Below are 17,688 nucleotides of genomic sequence, written 5' to 3'. Positions count from 1 at the left end.
GACGAGAACATGGCACGTGCGGTCGGCATCGACCTCGGGACGACCAACTCGGTCGTCGCGATTCTGGAGGGCGGCGAGCCCACCGTCATCGCGAACGCGGAGGGGTCGCGGACCACGCCGTCCGTCGTCGCCTTCGCCAAGAACGGCGAGGTTCTCGTCGGCGAGGTCGCCAAGCGCCAGGCGGTCACCAACGTGGACCGCACCATCCGGTCGGTCAAGCGCGAGATGGGCACCGACTGGAAGACCAAGATCGACGACAAGGACTTCACCCCGCAGCAGATCAGCGCGTTCGTGCTGCAGAAGCTGAAGAGGGACGCCGAGTCCTACCTGGGCGAGACCGTCACCGACGCGGTCATCACGGTCCCCGCCTACTTCTCCGACCACCAGCGGCAGGCCACCAAGGAGGCCGGCCAGATCGCGGGCCTGAACGTCCTGCGGATCATCAACGAGCCGACCTCGGCGGCGCTCGCCTACCACCTGGAGAAGGAGAACGAGGCCACCATCCTGGTCTTCGACCTCGGCGGCGGTACGTTCGACGTCTCGCTGCTGGAAGTCGGCGACGGCGTGGTCGAGGTGAAGGCCACCAGCGGTGACAACCACCTGGGCGGCGACGACTGGGACCAGAAGGTCGTCGACTGGCTGGTGGAGAAGTTCAAGAACGCGAACGGCGTCGACCTGTCCAAGGACAAGATGGCGCTGCAGCGGCTGCGCGAGGCCGCGGAGAAGGCGAAGATCGAGCTGTCCGGTTCGTCCGAGACGCAGATCAACCTGCCCTACATCACCGCGTCCGCGGAGGGGCCGCTGCACCTGGACGAGAAGCTCACCCGCGCCGAGTTCCAGCGGATGACCTCCGACCTGCTCGACCGGACCAAGGCGCCGTTCCAGTCGGTGCTGAAGGACGCCGGCATCGGCGTCGACAAGATCGACCAGGTCGTCCTGGTCGGCGGGTCGACCCGGATGCCCGCGGTGTCCGAGCTGGTCAAGGAGCTGACCGGCGGCAAGGAGCCGAACAAGGGCGTCAACCCGGACGAGGTCGTCGCGATCGGCGCCAGCCTCCAGGCCGGCGTGCTGAAGGGCGAGGTCAAGGACGTCCTGCTGCTGGACGTGACCCCGCTGAGCCTCGGCATCGAGACCAAGGGCGGCATCTTCACCAAGATCATCGAGCGGAACACCACGATCCCGACCAAGCGGTCGGAGACGTTCACCACCGCCGACGACAACCAGCCGTCCGTGGAGATCCAGGTCTACCAGGGCGAGCGCGAGATCGCCGCGTACAACAAGAAGCTCGGCACGTTCCAGCTCACCGGTCTGCCGCCGGCGCCGCGCGGCGTCCCGCAGATCGAGGTCACCTTCGACATCGACGCGAACGGCATCGTGAACGTCAGCGCGAAGGACCAGGGCACCGGCCGCGAGCAGTCGATGGTCATCACGGGCGGCAGCGCGCTGCCCAAGGACGACATCGAGAAGATGATGCGCGACGCCGAGCAGTACGCCGAGGAGGACCGCAAGCGCAAGGAGGAGGCCGACGTCCGCAACCAGGCCGACACCCTCGCGTACTCCACCGAGAAGTTCCTGCGGGAGAACGACGAGAAGGTCCCCGCGGAGCTGAAGACCGAGGTGAGCGACGCGGTCGCCGAGGTGAAGAAGGCCCTGGAGGGCACCGACGTCGACGCCATCAAGGGCTCGGCCGAGAAGCTCGCGCAGGTCAGCCAGAAGATGGGCGCCGCCATGTACGCGCAGAACCCGGAGGGTGCGCAGGCGGGCGCCGAGGACCACGGCCCCACCGCCGACGCGCAGGGCCCGCAGGACGACGAGGTCGTCGACGCGGAGATCGTGGACGAGGACAAGCCCAAGGACGGTGCATCGTGACGTCCTCACCCAATGAGGGCGAGGAAAAGGAGGGCCCGGTGATCCGCGACAAGCGGCGCATCGATCCCGAAACGGGGGAAGTCCGGGCGCAGGCGGAGGGTTCGCCTGCCCCGGAGGCCCCGGCCGACGGGGGCGCCGGCAAGACAGGCAAGGCCGACAAGGCCGGCAGTGAGGAGGTCTCCTCGTTGCAGACCCAGCTTTCGGAGCGTCTCGCCGACCTCCAGAGGCTGAAGGCCGAGTACGACAACTACCGCAAGCGGGTCGAGCGCGACCGGGTCGCGGTCCGCGAGCAGGCCCTCGGCCAAGTGCTGATGGAGCTGCTCCCGGTCCTGGACGACATCGGCCGGGCCCGTGACCACGACGAGCTCACCGGCGGGTTCAAGTCCGTCGCGGAGAGCCTGGAGGCGGTCACCGGCAAGCTCGGCCTGGTGCGGTACGGGGAGAAGGGCGAGCCCTTCGACCCGAACGTGCACGAGGCGCTCATGCACTCGCTCTCGCCCGACGTGACCGAGACGAGTGTGGTGGACGTCCTCCAACCCGGCTACCGGATCGGCGAGCGCATCCTGCGGGCGGCGCGCGTCGCGGTGGCCGACCCCGACCCGGACGCGGAGAAGCCCGCCGACGGGCCGGGCGGCCCGGACGGCGAATCGGGCGAATGAGCCCCACGGGCCCGCCCTCTGACCGGGGCGGGCCCCTTCGGGGCATGAAGGCATGTGGCAAGTGGCGATAGCAGAAGGCGGGGCGCCGTGAGCACCAAGGACTACCTGGAGAAGGACTACTACAAGGTCCTCGGTGTCGCGAAGACGGCCTCGCAGGAGGAGATCAAGAAGTCCTACCGAAAGCTGGCGCGCAAGTACCACCCGGACGCCAACAAGGGGGACGCGGACGCCGAGGAGCGCTTCAAGGAGGTCTCCGAGGCCTACGACGTGCTGTCGGACGAGAAGCGCCGCAAGGAGTACGACTCCGTCCGGTCGATGCCGGGCGGGTTCCGCGGCCAGCAGGGCGGCGGGTTCGGGTTCGACCTCGGCGACCTGTTCGGCCAGGGCGGCACCGGGACGCAGACGGGCGGCGCGGGCGAGCGCATAGGGGACCTGTTCGGCGGCCTGTTCGGGCGCGGCGCCGGCACCCGCACCACGGGGACGACGCGGCGCGCGCGGCGCGGCGCGGACGTCGAGACCGAGGTGACGCTGTCGTTCGGCCGCGCGATGAACGGCGTGACCGTCCCGATCAAGCTGACCAGCGAGGCGGCCTGCGACGCGTGCCGGGGGACGGGCGCGAAGGCCGGCACGGTGCCGCGGGTGTGCCCGAGCTGCGAGGGCACCGGGCACGAGACCCGCAACCTCGGCAACTTCGGCTTCCAGGAGCCGTGCAAGGAGTGCCGCGGCCGGGGCCTCGTCGTCGACGACCCGTGCCCGATCTGCCACGGCAGCGGCCGCGCGACCGGCACCCGCACGATCCAGGCGCGCATCCCGGCGGGCGTCGCGGACGGGCAGAAGATCCGGCTGAAGGGCAAGGGCGCGCCGGGCGAGAACGGCGGCCCGGCCGGCGACCTGTACGTCAACATCAAGGTGCGTCCGCACGCGGTGTTCGGGCGCAGCGGCGACAACCTGACGCTGACGATCCCGGTCACGTTCCCCGAGGCGGCGCTCGGCGCCGACATCCGGGTGCCGACGTTCCAGGGGCAGCCCGTCACGCTGAAGCTGCCGGAGGGCACGCCCAACGGCCGCAAGTTCCGGGTGAAGGGGCGCGGCGCGACCCGCCGCGACGGGACGAAGGGCGACCTGCTGGTCACCGTCGACGTCCACGTCCCGCAGAAGCTGGACGAGCAGTCGCGGGAGGCGCTGGCCAAGCTCCGCGAGGCGGGCGGCGGCGAGGACCTCCGCGCCGACGTCCTCCAGAAGGCCAGACAGGAGTGAGACCCCATGGACCCCTTCGGCGATGACACCCCGGTCTATGTGATCTCGGTGGCGGCCCAGCTGTCCGGGCTGCATCCGCAGACGCTGCGGACCTACGACCGGATGGGCCTGGTGTCCCCCGGCCGGACGGCCGGCCGGGGCCGCCGCTACTCGATGCGCGACATCGTGATGCTGCGGGAGATCCAGCGGCTCTCCCAGGAGGAGGGCATCAACCTCTCCGGCATCAAGCACATCCTGGAGCTGCAGCGCGACAACGTGCGGCTCCGCGAGGAGCTCGTGAAGGCGCACGCCGCGCTGGAGGAGCTCGCGAACGAGCTCGAATCGACCCGCGCGGTCGCGGCGCGGCTGGCGCAGCAGCGGCGGCACGGCGAGCCGACCGGCACTCCCGGCGCCGACCTGGTGCCCATCCGGCACACCAGCGTCGTCGTCTGGCACGAACGGAACTCCGACTAGCGACTCTGAGCAAGCACAGCACATTCACGGGGACGGAACATGGACTACAAGCTGACGCAGAAGAGCCAGGAGGCGGTGTCGGTCGCGGTCCGCAGGGCGGCGGCCGAGGGGCACCCCGAGGTCGAGCCGCAGCACCTGCTGGTGGCGCTGATCGCGCTGCCGGACGGCACCGCGGTGCCGCTGCTGGAGGCGGTCGGCGCCGACTGGCAGGTCATCCGGCGGCGGGCCGAGGAGCAGCTCGCCGCGATGCCGAAGGCGCAGGGGTCGACGGTGTCGTCGCCGCGGCTCGCGGCTCAGCTCCAGCGGTCGATCAACACGGCCGCGAACCGGGCGCAGCAGTTGGAGGACGAGTACGTCTCGACCGAGCATCTGCTGGTCGGCCTCGCGGCCGACGGCGGTCCGGCGGCGGGCCTGCTGAAGGAGTTCGGCGCGACGCCGCAGGCCCTGCTGGACGCGTTCGAGAAGGTGCGCGGCCACGCCCGCGTCACCAGCGAGAACCCCGAGGGCACCTACCAGTCGCTGGAGAAGTACGGCGTCGACCTGACGGCGGCGGCCCGCGACGGGCGGCTCGACCCGGTCATCGGCCGCGACGCGGAGATCCGCCGGGTCGTCCAGGTGCTGTCGCGCCGCACGAAGAACAACCCGGTGCTCATCGGTGAGCCCGGCGTCGGCAAGACCGCCGTGGTGGAGGGGCTCGCGCAGCGCATCATCGCGGGCGACGTGCCCGAGTCGCTGCGCGGCAAGAAGCTCGTCTCGCTGGACCTCGGCGCGATGGTCGCGGGCGCGAAGTACCGCGGCGAGTTCGAGGAGCGGTTGAAGGCCGTCCTGAACGAGATCAAGGAGTCCGAGGGGCAGATCGTCACGTTCATCGACGAGCTGCACACCGTCGTCGGGGCGGGCGCGGCCGAGGGCGCGATGGACGCCGGCAACATGCTGAAGCCGATGCTGGCGCGCGGCGAGCTGCGCATGATCGGCGCGACGACGCTGGACGAGTACCGCGAGCGCATCGAGAAGGACCCGGCGCTGGAGCGCCGGTTCCAGCAGGTGTTCGTCGGCGAGCCCACCGTGGAGGACTCGATCGCGATCCTGCGCGGGCTGAAGGGCCGCTACGAGGCGCACCACAAGGTGCAGATCAACGACTCGGCGCTGGTCGCGGCGGCGACGCTGTCGGACCGCTACATCACCTCCCGGTACCTGCCGGACAAGGCGATCGACCTGGTGGACGAGGCCGCGTCCCGGCTGCGGATGGAGATCGACTCCCGTCCGGTGGAGATCGACGAGCTGCAGCGCTCGGTGGACCGGCTGAAGATGGAGGAGCTGAACCTCGCCAAGGAGACCGACGAGGCGTCCCGGCAGCGGCTCGACCGGCTCCGCCGGGACCTCGCCGACAAGCAGGAGCACCTCACCGGCCTCGTCGCCCGCTGGGACAAGGAGAAGGCGAGCCTGAACCGGGTCGGCGAGATCAAGGAGACGATCGACCAGCTGCGCGGCGAGGCGGAGCGCGCCCAGCGCGACGGCGACCTGGAGACGTCCGCGCGGCTCACCTACGGCGAGATCCCGGCGCTGGAGAAGCAGCTGGAGGAGGCGTCGGAGGCGGCCGAGAACCGCGACGCGATGGTCAAGGAGGAGGTCGGCCCGGACGACGTCGCCGACGTGGTCGCGCTGTGGACGGGCATCCCCGCCGGCCGGCTGCTCGAAGGCGAGACGGCGAAGCTGCTCCGCATGGAGGACGAGCTGGGCCACCGCCTGATCGGGCAGGAGGCCGCCGTCCGCACGGTGTCGGACGCGGTGCGCCGCGCCCGCGCGGGCATCTCCGACCCGGACCGCCCGACCGGCTCGTTCCTGTTCCTCGGCCCGACCGGCGTCGGCAAGACCGAGCTGGCGAAGGCGCTCGCGGAGTTCCTGTTCGACGACGAGCGGGCGATGACCCGCATCGACATGAGCGAGTACTCCGAGAAGCACTCCGTCGCGCGGCTGGTCGGCGCGCCGCCCGGATACGTCGGCTACGAGGAGGGCGGCCAGCTCACCGAGGCCGTCCGGCGCCGCCCGTACTCGGCGGTCCTGCTGGACGAGGTGGAGAAGGCGCACCCCGAGGTGTTCGACATCCTCTTGCAGGTCCTGGACGACGGACGGCTGACGGACGGGCAGGGCCGCACGGTCGACTTCCGCAACACGATCCTGATCCTGACGTCCAACATCGGGTCGCAGTTCCTCGTTGACCCGACGCTGGAGAACGGGGCGAAGCGGGAGGCGGTGTGGAACGCCGTCCGGAACTCGTTCAAGCCCGAGTTCCTGAACCGCCTCGACGACGTGATCCTGTTCGACGCGCTCTCCACGAGCGAGCTGACCCGCATCGTGGACCTGCAGGTCGACAAGCTGGCCGACCGCCTCGCCGACCGGCAGCTGACGCTCCAGGTCACGCCCGCCGCGCGCGAATGGCTGGCGCTGACCGGCTACGACCCGCTGTACGGGGCGCGCCCGCTGCGCCGCCTCGTGCAGACGGCGATCGGCGACCAGCTCGCCCGCGAGCTGCTCTCCGGCGAGGTCCGCGACGGCGACGAGGTCGTGGTGGATCTGGACGAGGCCGCCGACCGGCTGACGGTCGAGCCGACGAGCGGCCTCTCCCTCACGAAGTAGGGGTTCCGGGGGTTCGGCGGGCCGGTGCGCGACGCGCGCCGGCCCGTTCGTTCTCCCAGCGTGTCGGCCTGCGAGGGGCGGCCGGAAACGCCTTCACGGTCCCTTCGAGGATTATTAAAGTTTCTTTAGGGATACTCCCGCTAGCGTCCGACGGCATTGCGGCTCGCCGAAATCCGGCGGCCGCGGGACGACTCGTTGGGAGAGTTCCTCATGCGCAGGTCCGTCGCCTACCCCCTCGCCGCCGCGGCGGCCGTCGCGGCGCCGGTGCTCGTCGCCGCCCCCGCCTCGGCGCACGGCTACGTGTCCGCCCCCCCGAGCCGGCAGGCGCTGTGCGCTACGGGCGCCGTCCCCGACTGCGGGCCCATCAAGTTCGAGCCGCAGAGCGTCGAGGGCCCGAAGGGGCTGAAGAGCTGCGACGGCGGCCTCAGCCAGTTCTCCGTCCTGGCGGACGAGAGCCGCGACTGGCCGGCCCAGTCCGTCGGGACGAGCGTCGACTTCCGGTGGGTGTTCACCGCGCGGCACCGCACGTCCAACTGGGAGTACTTCATCGGCGGGACGAAGGTCGCCACCTTCGACGGCGGCAACCGGCAGCCGGACGCGGTCGTCACGCACAAGGTCGACCTCAGCAAGTTCCCGGGCAAGCGCACCGTCCTCGCGGTGTGGAACATCGGGGACACGCCGAACGCCTTCTACAGCTGCATCGACCTCAACGTCGGCGGCGGCGGGAGCGGCGGCGGAGGTTCGCAGCCTGCTCCGGCGCCCACCGCGCAGCCCACCACGCGTCCGAGCACGCCGGCGCCCGCGCCCAGCAGCCCGGCGACGTCCGCGCCGACCGGCGCTCCCGCGGCCGGCGGCACCTGGAAGGCGGGCGTGGCGTTCAAGACGGGCGACGTGGTGACCTTCAACGGCGCCCGGTTCCGCTGCCGCCAGGCGCACACGTCGCTTCCGGGCTGGGAGCCGTCGCAGTTCACGCTGGCCCTGTGGCTGCCGCTGTGACCGCCCGGCGCCGCGCCGTCCTCGCGCTCGCCCTCGCCGCGGCCCTTCCGCTGGCCGCCTGCAGCAGCGAGCCGGCGCGGACGAAGGCGGCGAGCGCGGCGTCCAGCGCCCCGGCCGCCGCCTACAACGACCAGGACGTCCTCTTCCTGCAGATGATGGTGACCCATCACGAGCAGGGGCTGGAGATGGCGGGGCTGGCCGCCGGCCGCGCCGACCGCGCGCAGGTGCGGACGCTGGCCTCGGCCGTCAAGGCGACCGAGGCCGAGGAGCTGAAGCTGATCAAGTCCTGGCTCGGCGCGTGGTCGAAGCCGGCGACGTCGGAGGCGGCGGCGCAGACGCACCTGCACCACGGCGCCGCGCCCGCGACCGGCGCCAAGGAGATCAACGCCCTGCGGAAGACGAAGGGCGGCGGGTTCGAGTCCGCGTTCCTCAACCTGTTCATCGGCCACCAGGGCAGCGCGGTGGAGATGGCGCGGGCCGAGCAGAGCAAGGGCGCGAACGCCGACGCGAAGGCGTTCGCCGGACGCGTCGTCGAGTCCCGGACCGCGGAGATCCAGCAGATGCTCCGCCTGCTCAACAGCTGACGGACGACGGCCCGTCCACCGGTGTGCGCGCCCGGTGGACGGGCCGTCCGCCGTCACACCTCCAGGTTCTCCTCGATGTCGCGGAGCCGGTGCCGGGCCAGGGCCAGGTTCGCGCGGGACCGGTCGAGGGCCAGGTAGAGGAAGAGGCCCTTGCCCTTGCGGCCGGTCACCGGGCGGATGACGTGGTACTGGCTGGAGATGCTGATGAGGATGTCCTCGATGTCCTCCTTGAGGCCGAGCTGCTCCATGGTGCGGAGCTTGGCCCGCACCACCTCGGTGTTCCCGGCCGCGGCGACCTGCAGGTCGAGGGCCTTGGAACTGCCCAGGTGACCGAGCGCCATGCCGCTGTTGTAGTCGACGACGGCGGCACCGATCGTCCCGTCGATCGTCATCATGTCCTTGAGCGAGAGGTCGAGGTTGGACACGTTCTCCCCTTTCGTTGTCGTTACCTTCGGCGCGGAGCCGAGAGATGCGCGGCGATGGCGCGGGCGACCGGGCGCGACTCCAGGTGCAGCCGCCCCACGTTGACGGTCGGTTCCGCCAGCACCGTGAGGGACGCCGCCGGGCCGGCCGCGTAGATGACCACGTAACCGTCCACCCCGCGGATCACCACCTCGTGGAACGCGCCGCCGTGCGCGGTCTGCGCGATCCGGTGCGCCAGCGACAGGCCGGTGGCCGTCACCGCCGCCATCCCGGACGGCTCGACGGACGCGGCCAGGTCGTGCGCGATGAGCAGCCCGTCCGCCGACGCGACCAGGCTGCCGGTGAGCTGCGGGACGCGCGCCCGCAGCGCCCGCAGCTCCGCCGCCACCGCGGCCTCGGGGACCCGCGCCGCCGTCCCCGCCCCCGCTCGTTTCGCCACCGTCGCCACCCTTTCGATCAGTCGTTTCACCGGTCGTCCGGTCAGCCGAGCTCCACCAGCGCCGTCCGCAGCCGGTCGAGCAGCTCGTGATCGGGCGCGGCCCACTCGACCGCCCCCTCGCCCCACCCCTCCGGCGATTCGGCCACGGCCGGCTCCGCCTCCACGAGCGACGCCGCGGCGAGGCCCCGGACCGCGAGCAGGCAGCCGAACGCCGTCCGCCCGAGGTCGCGGGCCAGCCGCGCGGGCGTGCGCCGCCCGTCGGCGTTGAGCAGGATCTCCGCCTGGACGCCGGTCAGGATGACGCGCTGCCGCCGCACCCGCCGGACCGGCACGACGGGCGCCGCGTCGACGCCCCCGTCCGGCCAGGCCGCGTCGAGCCGGGCCCGGCGCCGCCGCTGCTCGTGCACGAGCGTCGGCACGGTGATCCGCAGCGCGCCGTCCGCCGCCGCCTCCGCGAACACGGGCTCGGCGGCCGACCCGAGCAGGAAGTAGGCGGCGTCGAACAGCGCGAGCAGCTCGGGATCGGGCCCGCCCGGCAGGTCGCCGGCACCGGGCACGTGCCTGCTCTCGGCGCGGACGACGGCCCCGCCGGCGAGATGGAACGCGCCATCGTCGCCCACCCGCAGCACCCCGGTGCGCCTTTCCCGCTCCAGCACGCGGAGCACACCGCAAATGTCGCCGCCCATGTCACCCGTCCGCCATTTCGCGAATGAGGCTCTGCATGCGCAACCGCGCGAGCGCGAGATTGCCGTTCTCCCGGTCGAGCAGCAAATGGACGAAGAGATGCCCGTCGAGGTCGGCCCCCGAGAGGGCCAAGAGGTGATATCCCGCCGCGCCGCACACGATGATCTCCTCGACGTCATCGCCCGCCGCGGTCGCGCTGAGCGCCGGCGAGGCCAGCACCGCCCGCACCACATCGGTCGCCCCGGCCGCGTCCTCATGCTGGTCGACGATGTCCTCACGGCCCGCCGCCGCGACGGCGAGCCCGCTGGCACAGTCCACCAGCGTCACCCGCTGGGCCCCCGGAATCGTCATCATCCGCGCAAGCCAGTCGTCAATCCGCACTCATTCCCCCACCGAATGAGAGTTGCAGGAACTCGACCATAGCCACAACTTTGCAGACCGCAACACCAACCAGTTAAATCCCCACAACCTTTCCCGACCGGAGTAAAAATACCCCCCAGTATCCAAACTGATCAGCCCACTTATCCCCCGACCTCCACCAATTCGGCCCACCCCTGTCCGCCATTTCCGACACATCCACAACACCTGGGGGACGACGACCGAACGCGGCCACTCCACCAGCTTCGCAGCCGACCTCGCGGAGGCGACTCCTGCCCGTGCGGCGCGGATCTTCCCCCATGCGACTCGGCCGGCCAACCCCTCCCGCCCGCAACCAGCCGGACGCCGCACCGCTCCCCATGAAATAATCGAACATTCGTTCGACTTAGAGGTTGGAGAGTGGAGATGCAGACATCACGCTCGTACCCTGAGACGGTGAAGACCGTGAGCTCTGAGGAAAGAGCGGCCCTGGTGGCACTCCTCCAGGTCCGTCCTCGGGGCCTGCCCTGGGCGGAGATCACGACAGCAGTCGTCGAGGCCGGCAGCGCACTCGCGGTATGGCACCGTCTCGTCCCGCCAGCCCTGCTACCCGCGCCCGGTGAGGTCGATCCGCTGGAGGCGGCCGCTCGCGACATCGAAACGTGGGCGGATCAGGGCCACACGATGCTCACCGTCCTCGACGCCCTGTACCCCCAGCGACTGCGTGAAGTCCACCAGGCCCCGCCAGTGCTCTTCGCACGAGGCTCACTCGCAGAGGACGACCTGGCCGTATCGGTGGTCGGGTCCAGAGCCGCGTCGGAGCGCGGCCTGGCCATCGCCGCCAGTGTGGCCGAGGGCCTTGTTCGCGACAAGGTGACGGTCGTGGCGGGGCTCGCCGCCGGTATTGACACCGCCGCCCATCGCGCCGCACTCGACGCGGGCGGACGCACGGTCGCCATCATCGGAACGGGCATCAACAAGGTCTACCCGGCCGCCAACCGCGCACTTCACGAAGAGATCTCGTCCCGTGGCCTTCTGCTGTCCCAGTTCTGGCCGGACGCACCTCCGCAGAAGCACACATTCCTGATGCGCAATGCGACCATGTCCGGCTACGGGCTGGCGACGGTCGTCGTGGAGGCGGGAGAGCACAGCGGGGCGCGCGCGCAGGCGCGCATGGCGGTCGAGCACGGCAGGCCGGTCATCCTCACCGATCTGGTGGTCGAGGCCAATGCCTGGGCCCGGGCTCTCGTGGGCAGGCCGGGCGTTCACGTCGCGAGAGGCCTCGACGACGTGCTGACCACCATCGGCGAACTCGTCAGCGGCGATTCTGCGATCGATGCCGCCCTGGAGCGGCTGGTCTCCTGACATGCTCGATCGCGCCACCGAGAACCACCTGCGAACGGCGCTGGTCACCTCGGCGGGCGGCTTCCTCCGCAATCCGGTACGGCGCCCTCGCACGACATGTGCGGTGTGCACAACGCCGATCGACGACCGCTACTCGTTCTGCTACGTATGCAAGCGGCATCGACTGCACAAGGGGACCGCCGACATCGTCGCGCCCATGATCTACGCGGTGCCCCAGCAGCAGTCCGGCTATGTCATGCGCGGATACAAGGCCCGGCCCCCGGTCGGCGCGCACCTGCGCCTGGTGACCATGCTCACGCTGTTCACCCTGTCCCGGCACGGTGCCTGCGCCGGGACGGGCGCCGGGATCGGACTGACCCATTGGGCGGCAGTGCCGTCGCTTCCGGCGAAACCCGGAGAGCATCCGCTGCATCGCATAGTGCGCGGCTCGGCTCCCGGCACCGAGGTCCGCCTGGCGGCCGCCCCCAGAACATCCGACCCACGGGCACTCGATGCGGCCCACTTCACCGCCGATGCACGCCTCCCCCGTGGATCACACGTCCTGCTTCTGGACGACACATGGACGAGCGGCGGCCACGCGCAGTCGGCCGCTCTGTCACTGCGGGAAGCGGGTGCGAGCACGATCTCCGTCTTGGTGGTGGCGCGCTGGATCAAGCCCGAATTCGGCAACAACGCCAAGTTCTTGGACGGCCTGCCCGACTTCGATCCCGACATCTGCCCATGGACCGGAGATGCCTGCCCTCGTTGACAGGCGGCGCCGGGTCGGTTGAGGGGGAGGGCTTCGAGGAAGTGGTCGAGGGTTCCCCCGTCGCGGGCGCGGACGAAGAGCGGGCCGCCACGCGGACGGCAGCGGGCAGCCGCACGCACAGGCTCTCTTCAGCGGCGGCCAGTTCGGTCTCGGAGTGTCGGGGATTTCTGCTGAGAGCAGGGAGGCGTTCCGTGCGGGGGGTGCAGAGGGCAGAGTTCTGCCTATGAGGCTTCTGATGTTGGGTGGGACGGAGTTCGTTGGGCGCGCCGTTGCCGAGGACGCGCTCGCGCGTGGCTGGGACGTCACCGTTTTCCACAGGGGGCGGCATGAGGCGCCGGAGGGTGTCGCGTCCTTGCACGGTGACCGTGCCGCCGAGGGCGGTCTCAAGGCCCTCGAAGACGGGGAGTGGGACGCGGTCGTCGATACGTGGTCGGGGGCGCCGTCGGCCGTGCGCGACGCCGCGCGCCTTCTCGGTGGGCGGGTCGGGCACTACGTCTACGTCTCCAGCCGGTCCGTCTACCGGTTCCCCACGCCGCTCGGGCTCGGAGAATCAGCCGAGGTGGTGGACGGCTCCCCGGACGATGGCGACGTCGACTACGCGGCGGCCAAGCGCGGGGGTGAGCTGGCGGCGGTCGATGTGTTCGGTGACAAGGCGCTGCTGCTGAGGGCGGGGCTCATCCTCGGGCCTTACGAGAACATCGGGCGGCTTCCCTGGTGGCTGGCGCGCATCGCCCGAGGCGGCGACGTCCTGGCGCCCGGACCGCGCGGCGCCGGCCTCCAGTACATCGATGGTCGCGATCTCGCCGCCTGGACGCTGGACGCGATCGGACACGGCTTGAACGGCGCCTACAACGTGGTCAGCGCGCCCGGCCACACGACGATGGAGGAGCTTCTCCAAGCCTGCATCCACGTAACCGGCTCGAACGCGAACCTCGTCTGGACGCCCCCGGAGACCATCCTCAAAGCGGGCATCCAGCCGTGGACGGACCTCCCCGTCTGGCTGCCGCCCGGCGAGGCCCACGACACCATGCATCAGGCCAACGCCGACAAGGCCCTCGCCGCAGGGCTGCGTTGCAGGCCCGTCCAGGAGACGGTCGCCGACACCTGGCAGTGGCTCCAGTCCATCGGCGGACGGGCACCGCAGCGCCCAGACCGTCCAGTCGTGGGTCTGGCCCCCGGCAAGGAGGCCGAGACACTGCGCTCAGGGGAGATGGGTGGAGATCCGGGTGAGGAGGGCGCGAAGTAGGGCCAGTTCCTCGCGGCCTACGGCGTCCTGGACGTTGGTCCACTCGGTCTCGACGGCGGCGGTCAGGCGGGTGACCTCCTCCTGGCCGCGCTCGGAGAGGAACACGAGGATCCTGCGGCGGTCGTCCTCGTCCGGGCGGCGGTAGACCAGGCCCGCGGACACCAGGCGGTCGACCACCTTGGTGAGCGTCGGCGCGGGCAGGAGGGCGTGCTCGGCGATCTCGGTCATCGGATGCCCGGCGCCGTCGGACAGCAGGGAGGTGACGCGCCACTCCTCCACGGTCGAGCCGGCGGTCTTGAGGGCGGCGCCGAGCCGGGCGGTGATGTCGCGCTCGACGCGCGCCAGCACCCGCGGGAGGTCCAGCTCGTGCTGCGGAACACCTGTCGTAGTCATCGCAAACCCAAGATTACCGCCTCGTAGAAAGTATTTTCTGGCGCCCATGGGCTACCGTCCCGGTTATGGACGACCTGAACGTCGCCCTGGTGGTGCCGTTGCAGGGGCCCGCGGGACTCTTCGGGCCCTCCGCCGAGCTGTGCGCTCGATTGGCACAGGAAGAAATCAATGCCGAGGGGGGCGTGCTCGGCCGGCGGCTGCGGCTGCTCCTCGTGGACGGCGGCGCGCCGCCGCCGGTGGTCGCCGACCGGGTCGGGGCGCTGGTCGGCTCGGGCGCCGTGCACGCGGTGACCGGGTGGCACATCTCGGCCGTCCGGCAGTGCCTCGCCCCGCGCCTCGCCGGGCGCGTCCCCTACGTGTACACCGCGCTGTACGAGGGCGGCGAGCGGTCGCCCGGGGTCTGGCTCACCGGTGAGACGCCCGAGGGCCAGCTCCGGCCCGCGCTGCGCAGGATCGCCGCGGAGTTCGGCGTCCGGCGCTGGACGATCGTCGGCGACGACTACATCTGGCCGCGCGCCTCCGCCCATGCCGTCCGGTCGTACCTGGCGGAGCAGAGCGCCGTGCTGTGCGACGAGGTCTTCGTCCGGCTCGGCACGCAGGACTTCGGCGGCGTCCTGCGCCGGATCGACGCGAGCGGCTGCGAGGGCGTCCTCATGCTGCTGGTCGGCGACGACGCGGTGGCGTTCAACCGGGCCTTCGGCGCGGCGGGCCTGCCGCAGCTGAGGTTCAGCCCGCTGATGGACGAGAACATGCTGCTCGCGACGGGCGTGGAGGGCACCCGCGGGCTGTTCGCCGCGGCGGGGTTCTTCGAGACGCTCCCGACCGGGGACGGCCTGGACTTCGGCGCCCGCTACCACCGGCGCTTCGGCACGCAGGCGCCACCGCTCAACAGCATGGGCGAGTCCTGCTACGAGGGGGTCCGGCTGCTCGGCGAGCTGTTCCGGCGGAGCGGCGGGCCGGACGTGCGGCGCATGAGCGCGGTCGCCGAGGGCACCGGCTACGACGGGCCGCGCGGGCCCGTCGAGGTGCGGGACCGGCACCTGCGGCAGCGGGTGTTCCTCGCCGCGGCCGACGGGCTGGAGTTCGACGTCCTGTGCCAGCTCTCCCCGTGACCCCCGGTTCGGATCGAAATAGTTTCCAAGAGAAGTAAGGGCCTCGTCCCCTGGGAAAGCTCCTGGTCAGCCCAGCACTCCTCCATTGACTATTACTTCAGACTCGAATAGTTTCTGTGAGAAGTAATCCGTGCGGCTGGAGGCCCGACATGGTGATCTATCAGTACCGCTGTGCCCGTTGCGGACCCGTCGACCTCGCGCTGCCGATGGGCGGCGCGCGCCCCGAGAACCCGTGCGCGGACTGCGGCGGCCCCGCCCGCCGCGTCTACACCGCCCCGTCCCTCACCCGGCCCGGCGCGCCGCTCACCCGGGCCCTGGACGCCCAGGAGGCCAGCAGGCACGAGCCGAAGGTCGTGTCGGCGCCGCCGCCGGCGCGCCGCCGTCCCGCCGCGCCGGCCGACCCCCGGCACGCGCTCCTCCCCCGGCCCTGAACGAGGTGATCCCGTGGGAAGCGTGGGCCTGCTCTACGTCGGCGCGGCGCTCTTCGTCAACGCGCTGATGATGCTCGGCCGCGTCGAGGCGCGGTCGGCGGCGATCCTCAACCTGTTCGTGGGCGCGCTCCAGGTGGTGCTGCCGACGCTGCTGCTGGTGGCCGCCGGGGACGACCTCGCGGCGATCAGCGCGGCGTCCGGCATCTACCTGTTCGGGTTCACCTACCTGTACGTCGGCATCGGCCTGCTGGCCGGCCTCGACACCACCGGCGTCGGCTGGTTCTCGCTGTTCGTCGCGATCGCGGCGCTCGTCTTCGCGGGAGTCAACTTCTTCGACGTCCGGGACCGCCCGTTCGGGGTCATCTGGCTCTGCTGGTCGTTCCTGTGGTTCCTGTTCTTCCTCGTCCTCGGCCTCAAACGGGACGAGCTCACCCGCTACACGGGCTGGGTGACGCTCGCCAACGCCGCGGGCACGACGACGCTGCCCGCGTTCCTGCTGCTCACCGACACCTACACCACGTCCGCGGTCTTCGCCGCGGTGTTCGCCGCCGTCGCCGTCGCCGTCTGCGCCGGGCTGTGGATCCCGACCCGTCCCGGACGGACGCCGCACGGCACGGCCCCAGAGCCCGCCACCGGCCCCTGACTCTCCTTCCACCAGACCCACCTCAGGAGGTACCCATGCCCGACGTCGTCTTCAGCGTCGACCAGGCCCGGTCGATGCGCGACCAGGACGTCCCCGGCCACAACCGCTGGCATCCCGACATCCCCGCCGCCGCCACCGTCCGCCCCGGAGCGGAGTTCCGCATGGAATGCCGCGAGTGGACGGACGGCCAGATCGGCAACAACGACTCCGCCAACGACATCCGCGACGTCGACCTCTCGCCCTGCCACATGCTGAGCGGACCCATCGCCGTCGAGGGCGCCGAACCCGGCGACCTCCTCGTCGTCGACATCCTCGACCTCGGCCCCATCCCGCAGCAGACGGGAGGGCTCGCCGGGCAGGGGTGGGGCTACACCGGCATCTTCGCCAAGCAGAACGGCGGCGGCTTCCTCACCGACTACTACCCCGACGCCTACAAGGCCATCTGGGACTTCCACGGCCAGCAGGCCACCTCGCGCCACATCCCCGGCGTCCGCTTCACCGGCATCACCCACCCCGGCCTGTTCGGCACGGCACCGTCGGCGGAACTGCTCGCGCGGTGGAACGCGCGGGAGCAGGCGCTCATCGACACCGACCCGAACCGGATGCCGCCGCTCGCCCTGCCGCCCCTCCCGGAGAACACGCTCGCCGGGACGCTCACCGGGGACGCGCTGGCCAAGGTCGGCGCGGAAGGCGCCCGTACCGTCCCGCCGCGCGAGAACGGCGGCAACCACGACATCAAGAACTTCACCCGGGGCTCGCGCGTCTTCTACCCCGTCCACGTGCCGGGCGGCATGCTGTCCGGCGGCGACCTGCACTTCAGCCAGGGCGACGGCGAGATCACCTTCTGCGGCGCCATCGAGATGGGCGGCTACATCGACTTCCACGTCGACCTCATCAAGGGCGGCATGGAGAAGTACGGCGTGACCACCAACCCGATCTTCATGCCGGGCAACGTGGAGCCGCGCTACAGCGAGTTCATCAGCTTCGTCGGCATCTCCGTCGACCACGGCACCGACACCAACCACTACAACGACGCCACCCTCGCCTACCGGAACGCCTGTCTCAACGCCGTCGAGTACCTCAAGACGTTCGGCTACACCGGCGAGCAGGCGTACCTGCTCCTCGGCGCCGCGCCGATCGAGGGGCGGGTCAGCGGCGTCGTCGACATCCCGAACGCCTGCTGCTCGCTCTACCTGCCCACGGCCATCTTCGACTTCGACATCCGGCCGACCGCCGAGGGCCCGCGCCGCGCCGACCGCGGCCAGTGCGCCGTCTCCTCCTGATCCCGTGTGACACCGGGCCCGGCCGCGCGTTCCGCACGCGGCCGGGCCCACCGCGTCCCGGGCCGGCCCGGCGCGCACGACGGCCCGTCCCGTACGGGTGGACGCGGCG

19 protein-coding genes are annotated in these 17,688 nt (G+C 71.2%); 14 read left to right on the top strand and 5 right to left on the bottom strand.

The genetic code is table 11. The features are described from left to right. Positions 1-9: 9 nt before the first annotated feature. The 7 genes from dnaK (at position 10) to ABFX46_RS10925 (ending at position 8,455) form a co-directional block, all read left to right on the top strand. A complete protein-coding gene (gene dnaK / locus ABFX46_RS10955) occupies positions 10-1,869 on the top strand; it encodes a molecular chaperone DnaK (RefSeq protein WP_163059984.1) in 1,860 nt (619 codons plus the stop codon). A gap of 38 nt (positions 1,870-1,907) precedes the next feature. After that, positions 1,908-2,528, top strand: a complete 621-nt coding sequence (gene grpE, locus ABFX46_RS10950) for a nucleotide exchange factor GrpE (RefSeq protein ID WP_346041591.1) — start codon at positions 1,908-1,910, stop codon at positions 2,526-2,528. An 87-nt stretch (positions 2,529-2,615) separates the two neighbouring features. Further along, the gene (dnaJ, locus tag ABFX46_RS10945; RefSeq protein ID WP_346041589.1) at positions 2,616-3,785 is read left to right on the top strand and encodes a molecular chaperone DnaJ; all 1,170 of its coding nucleotides are present in this window, start codon (positions 2,616-2,618) and stop codon (positions 3,783-3,785) included. Between the two features lie 6 nt (positions 3,786-3,791). Continuing rightward, complete coding sequence (locus ABFX46_RS10940) at positions 3,792-4,238, top strand: heat shock protein transcriptional repressor HspR (protein WP_131942796.1); 447 nt, start codon at positions 3,792-3,794, stop codon at positions 4,236-4,238. 39 nt (positions 4,239-4,277) lie between these two features. Then, on the top strand, positions 4,278-6,875 hold the full coding sequence (gene clpB, locus ABFX46_RS10935; RefSeq protein ID WP_346041587.1) for an ATP-dependent chaperone ClpB: 2,598 nt from the start codon (positions 4,278-4,280) through the stop codon (positions 6,873-6,875). 210 nt (positions 6,876-7,085) lie between these two features. Further along, positions 7,086-7,871: a lytic polysaccharide monooxygenase gene (locus ABFX46_RS10930; protein ID WP_346041585.1), complete on the top strand. Its 786-nt coding sequence runs from the start codon at positions 7,086-7,088 to the stop codon at positions 7,869-7,871. Next, a complete protein-coding gene (locus tag ABFX46_RS10925) occupies positions 7,856-8,455 on the top strand; it encodes a DUF305 domain-containing protein (RefSeq protein WP_346041583.1) in 600 nt (199 codons plus the stop codon). Before ABFX46_RS10930 ends, ABFX46_RS10925 begins: the two co-directional genes overlap by 16 nt. A gap of 53 nt (positions 8,456-8,508) precedes the next feature. Here ABFX46_RS10925 and ABFX46_RS10920 read toward each other — a convergent pair whose 3' ends face one another. Genes ABFX46_RS10920 through ABFX46_RS10905 form a run of 4 tightly spaced genes read right to left on the bottom strand, consistent with a single transcriptional unit; the run spans position 8,509 to position 10,382 of the window. Then, positions 8,509-8,850 carry a hypothetical protein gene (locus ABFX46_RS10920; RefSeq protein WP_428831245.1) on the bottom strand — a complete coding sequence of 114 codons (342 nt, stop codon included), beginning with the start codon at positions 8,848-8,850 and terminating at the stop codon, positions 8,509-8,511. A 50-nt stretch (positions 8,851-8,900) separates the two neighbouring features. Further along, positions 8,901-9,317, bottom strand: coding sequence for a roadblock/LC7 domain-containing protein (locus tag ABFX46_RS10915; protein ID WP_346041579.1), 417 nt, complete (start codon positions 9,315-9,317; stop codon positions 8,901-8,903). A gap of 41 nt (positions 9,318-9,358) precedes the next feature. Beyond that, positions 9,359-10,003: a hypothetical protein gene (locus tag ABFX46_RS10910; RefSeq protein ID WP_346041577.1), complete on the bottom strand. Its 645-nt coding sequence runs from the start codon at positions 10,001-10,003 to the stop codon at positions 9,359-9,361. Position 10,004: 1 nt separating this feature from the next. Then, positions 10,005-10,382, bottom strand: a complete 378-nt coding sequence (locus ABFX46_RS10905) for a hypothetical protein (RefSeq protein ID WP_346041575.1) — start codon at positions 10,380-10,382, stop codon at positions 10,005-10,007. 432 nt (positions 10,383-10,814) lie between these two features. Between ABFX46_RS10905 and ABFX46_RS10900 the strand changes: the two genes are divergently transcribed. The 3 genes from ABFX46_RS10900 (at position 10,815) to ABFX46_RS10890 (ending at position 13,717) form a co-directional block, all read left to right on the top strand. Further along, entirely contained in the window at positions 10,815-11,723 is a 909-nt protein-coding gene (locus ABFX46_RS10900; RefSeq protein ID WP_346041573.1) for a DNA-processing protein DprA, read from the top strand. Between the two features lies 1 nt (position 11,724). Next, on the top strand, positions 11,725-12,471 hold the full coding sequence (locus ABFX46_RS10895) for a phosphoribosyltransferase (RefSeq protein WP_346041571.1): 747 nt from the start codon (positions 11,725-11,727) through the stop codon (positions 12,469-12,471). Positions 12,472-12,694: 223 nt separating this feature from the next. Further along, on the top strand, positions 12,695-13,717 hold the full coding sequence (locus ABFX46_RS10890; protein ID WP_346041569.1) for an NAD-dependent epimerase/dehydratase family protein: 1,023 nt from the start codon (positions 12,695-12,697) through the stop codon (positions 13,715-13,717). Here ABFX46_RS10890 and ABFX46_RS10885 read toward each other — a convergent pair. Next, complete coding sequence (locus ABFX46_RS10885; RefSeq protein WP_176194109.1) at positions 13,673-14,110, bottom strand: MarR family winged helix-turn-helix transcriptional regulator; 438 nt, start codon at positions 14,108-14,110, stop codon at positions 13,673-13,675. The genes ABFX46_RS10890 and ABFX46_RS10885 overlap by 45 nt on opposite strands. 65 nt (positions 14,111-14,175) lie before the next feature. On the opposite strand from ABFX46_RS10885, the gene ABFX46_RS10880 reads away from it, so the two are divergent. The 4 genes from ABFX46_RS10880 to fmdA all read left to right on the top strand — a co-directional run bounded on the left by ABFX46_RS10880 (position 14,176) and on the right by fmdA (position 17,579). After that, the gene (locus ABFX46_RS10880) at positions 14,176-15,222 is read left to right on the top strand and encodes a substrate-binding domain-containing protein (protein WP_346041567.1); all 1,047 of its coding nucleotides are present in this window, start codon (positions 14,176-14,178) and stop codon (positions 15,220-15,222) included. A 149-nt stretch (positions 15,223-15,371) separates the two neighbouring features. Then, positions 15,372-15,653, top strand: a complete 282-nt coding sequence (locus tag ABFX46_RS10875) for an FmdB family zinc ribbon protein (RefSeq protein ID WP_346041565.1) — start codon at positions 15,372-15,374, stop codon at positions 15,651-15,653. Positions 15,654-15,666: 13 nt separating this feature from the next. After that, the gene (locus tag ABFX46_RS10870) at positions 15,667-16,296 is read left to right on the top strand and encodes an AmiS/UreI family transporter (protein WP_346041563.1); all 630 of its coding nucleotides are present in this window, start codon (positions 15,667-15,669) and stop codon (positions 16,294-16,296) included. 35 nt (positions 16,297-16,331) lie between these two features. Next, positions 16,332-17,579 (top strand): formamidase, encoded by a 1,248-nt coding sequence (fmdA, locus tag ABFX46_RS10865; protein ID WP_163059995.1) that lies wholly within the window; start codon positions 16,332-16,334, stop codon positions 17,577-17,579. The last annotated feature ends 109 nt before the right edge of the window (positions 17,580-17,688 follow it).

Origin of the sequence: Actinomadura chokoriensis (assembly GCF_039529475.1) — a bacterium.
Taxonomy (GTDB): Bacteria; Actinomycetota; Actinomycetes; order Streptosporangiales; family Streptosporangiaceae; genus Spirillospora; species Spirillospora bangladeshensis.
Note: the sequence above shows the minus strand (reverse complement) of the source record. Positions and strands in the feature narration are given on the sequence as shown.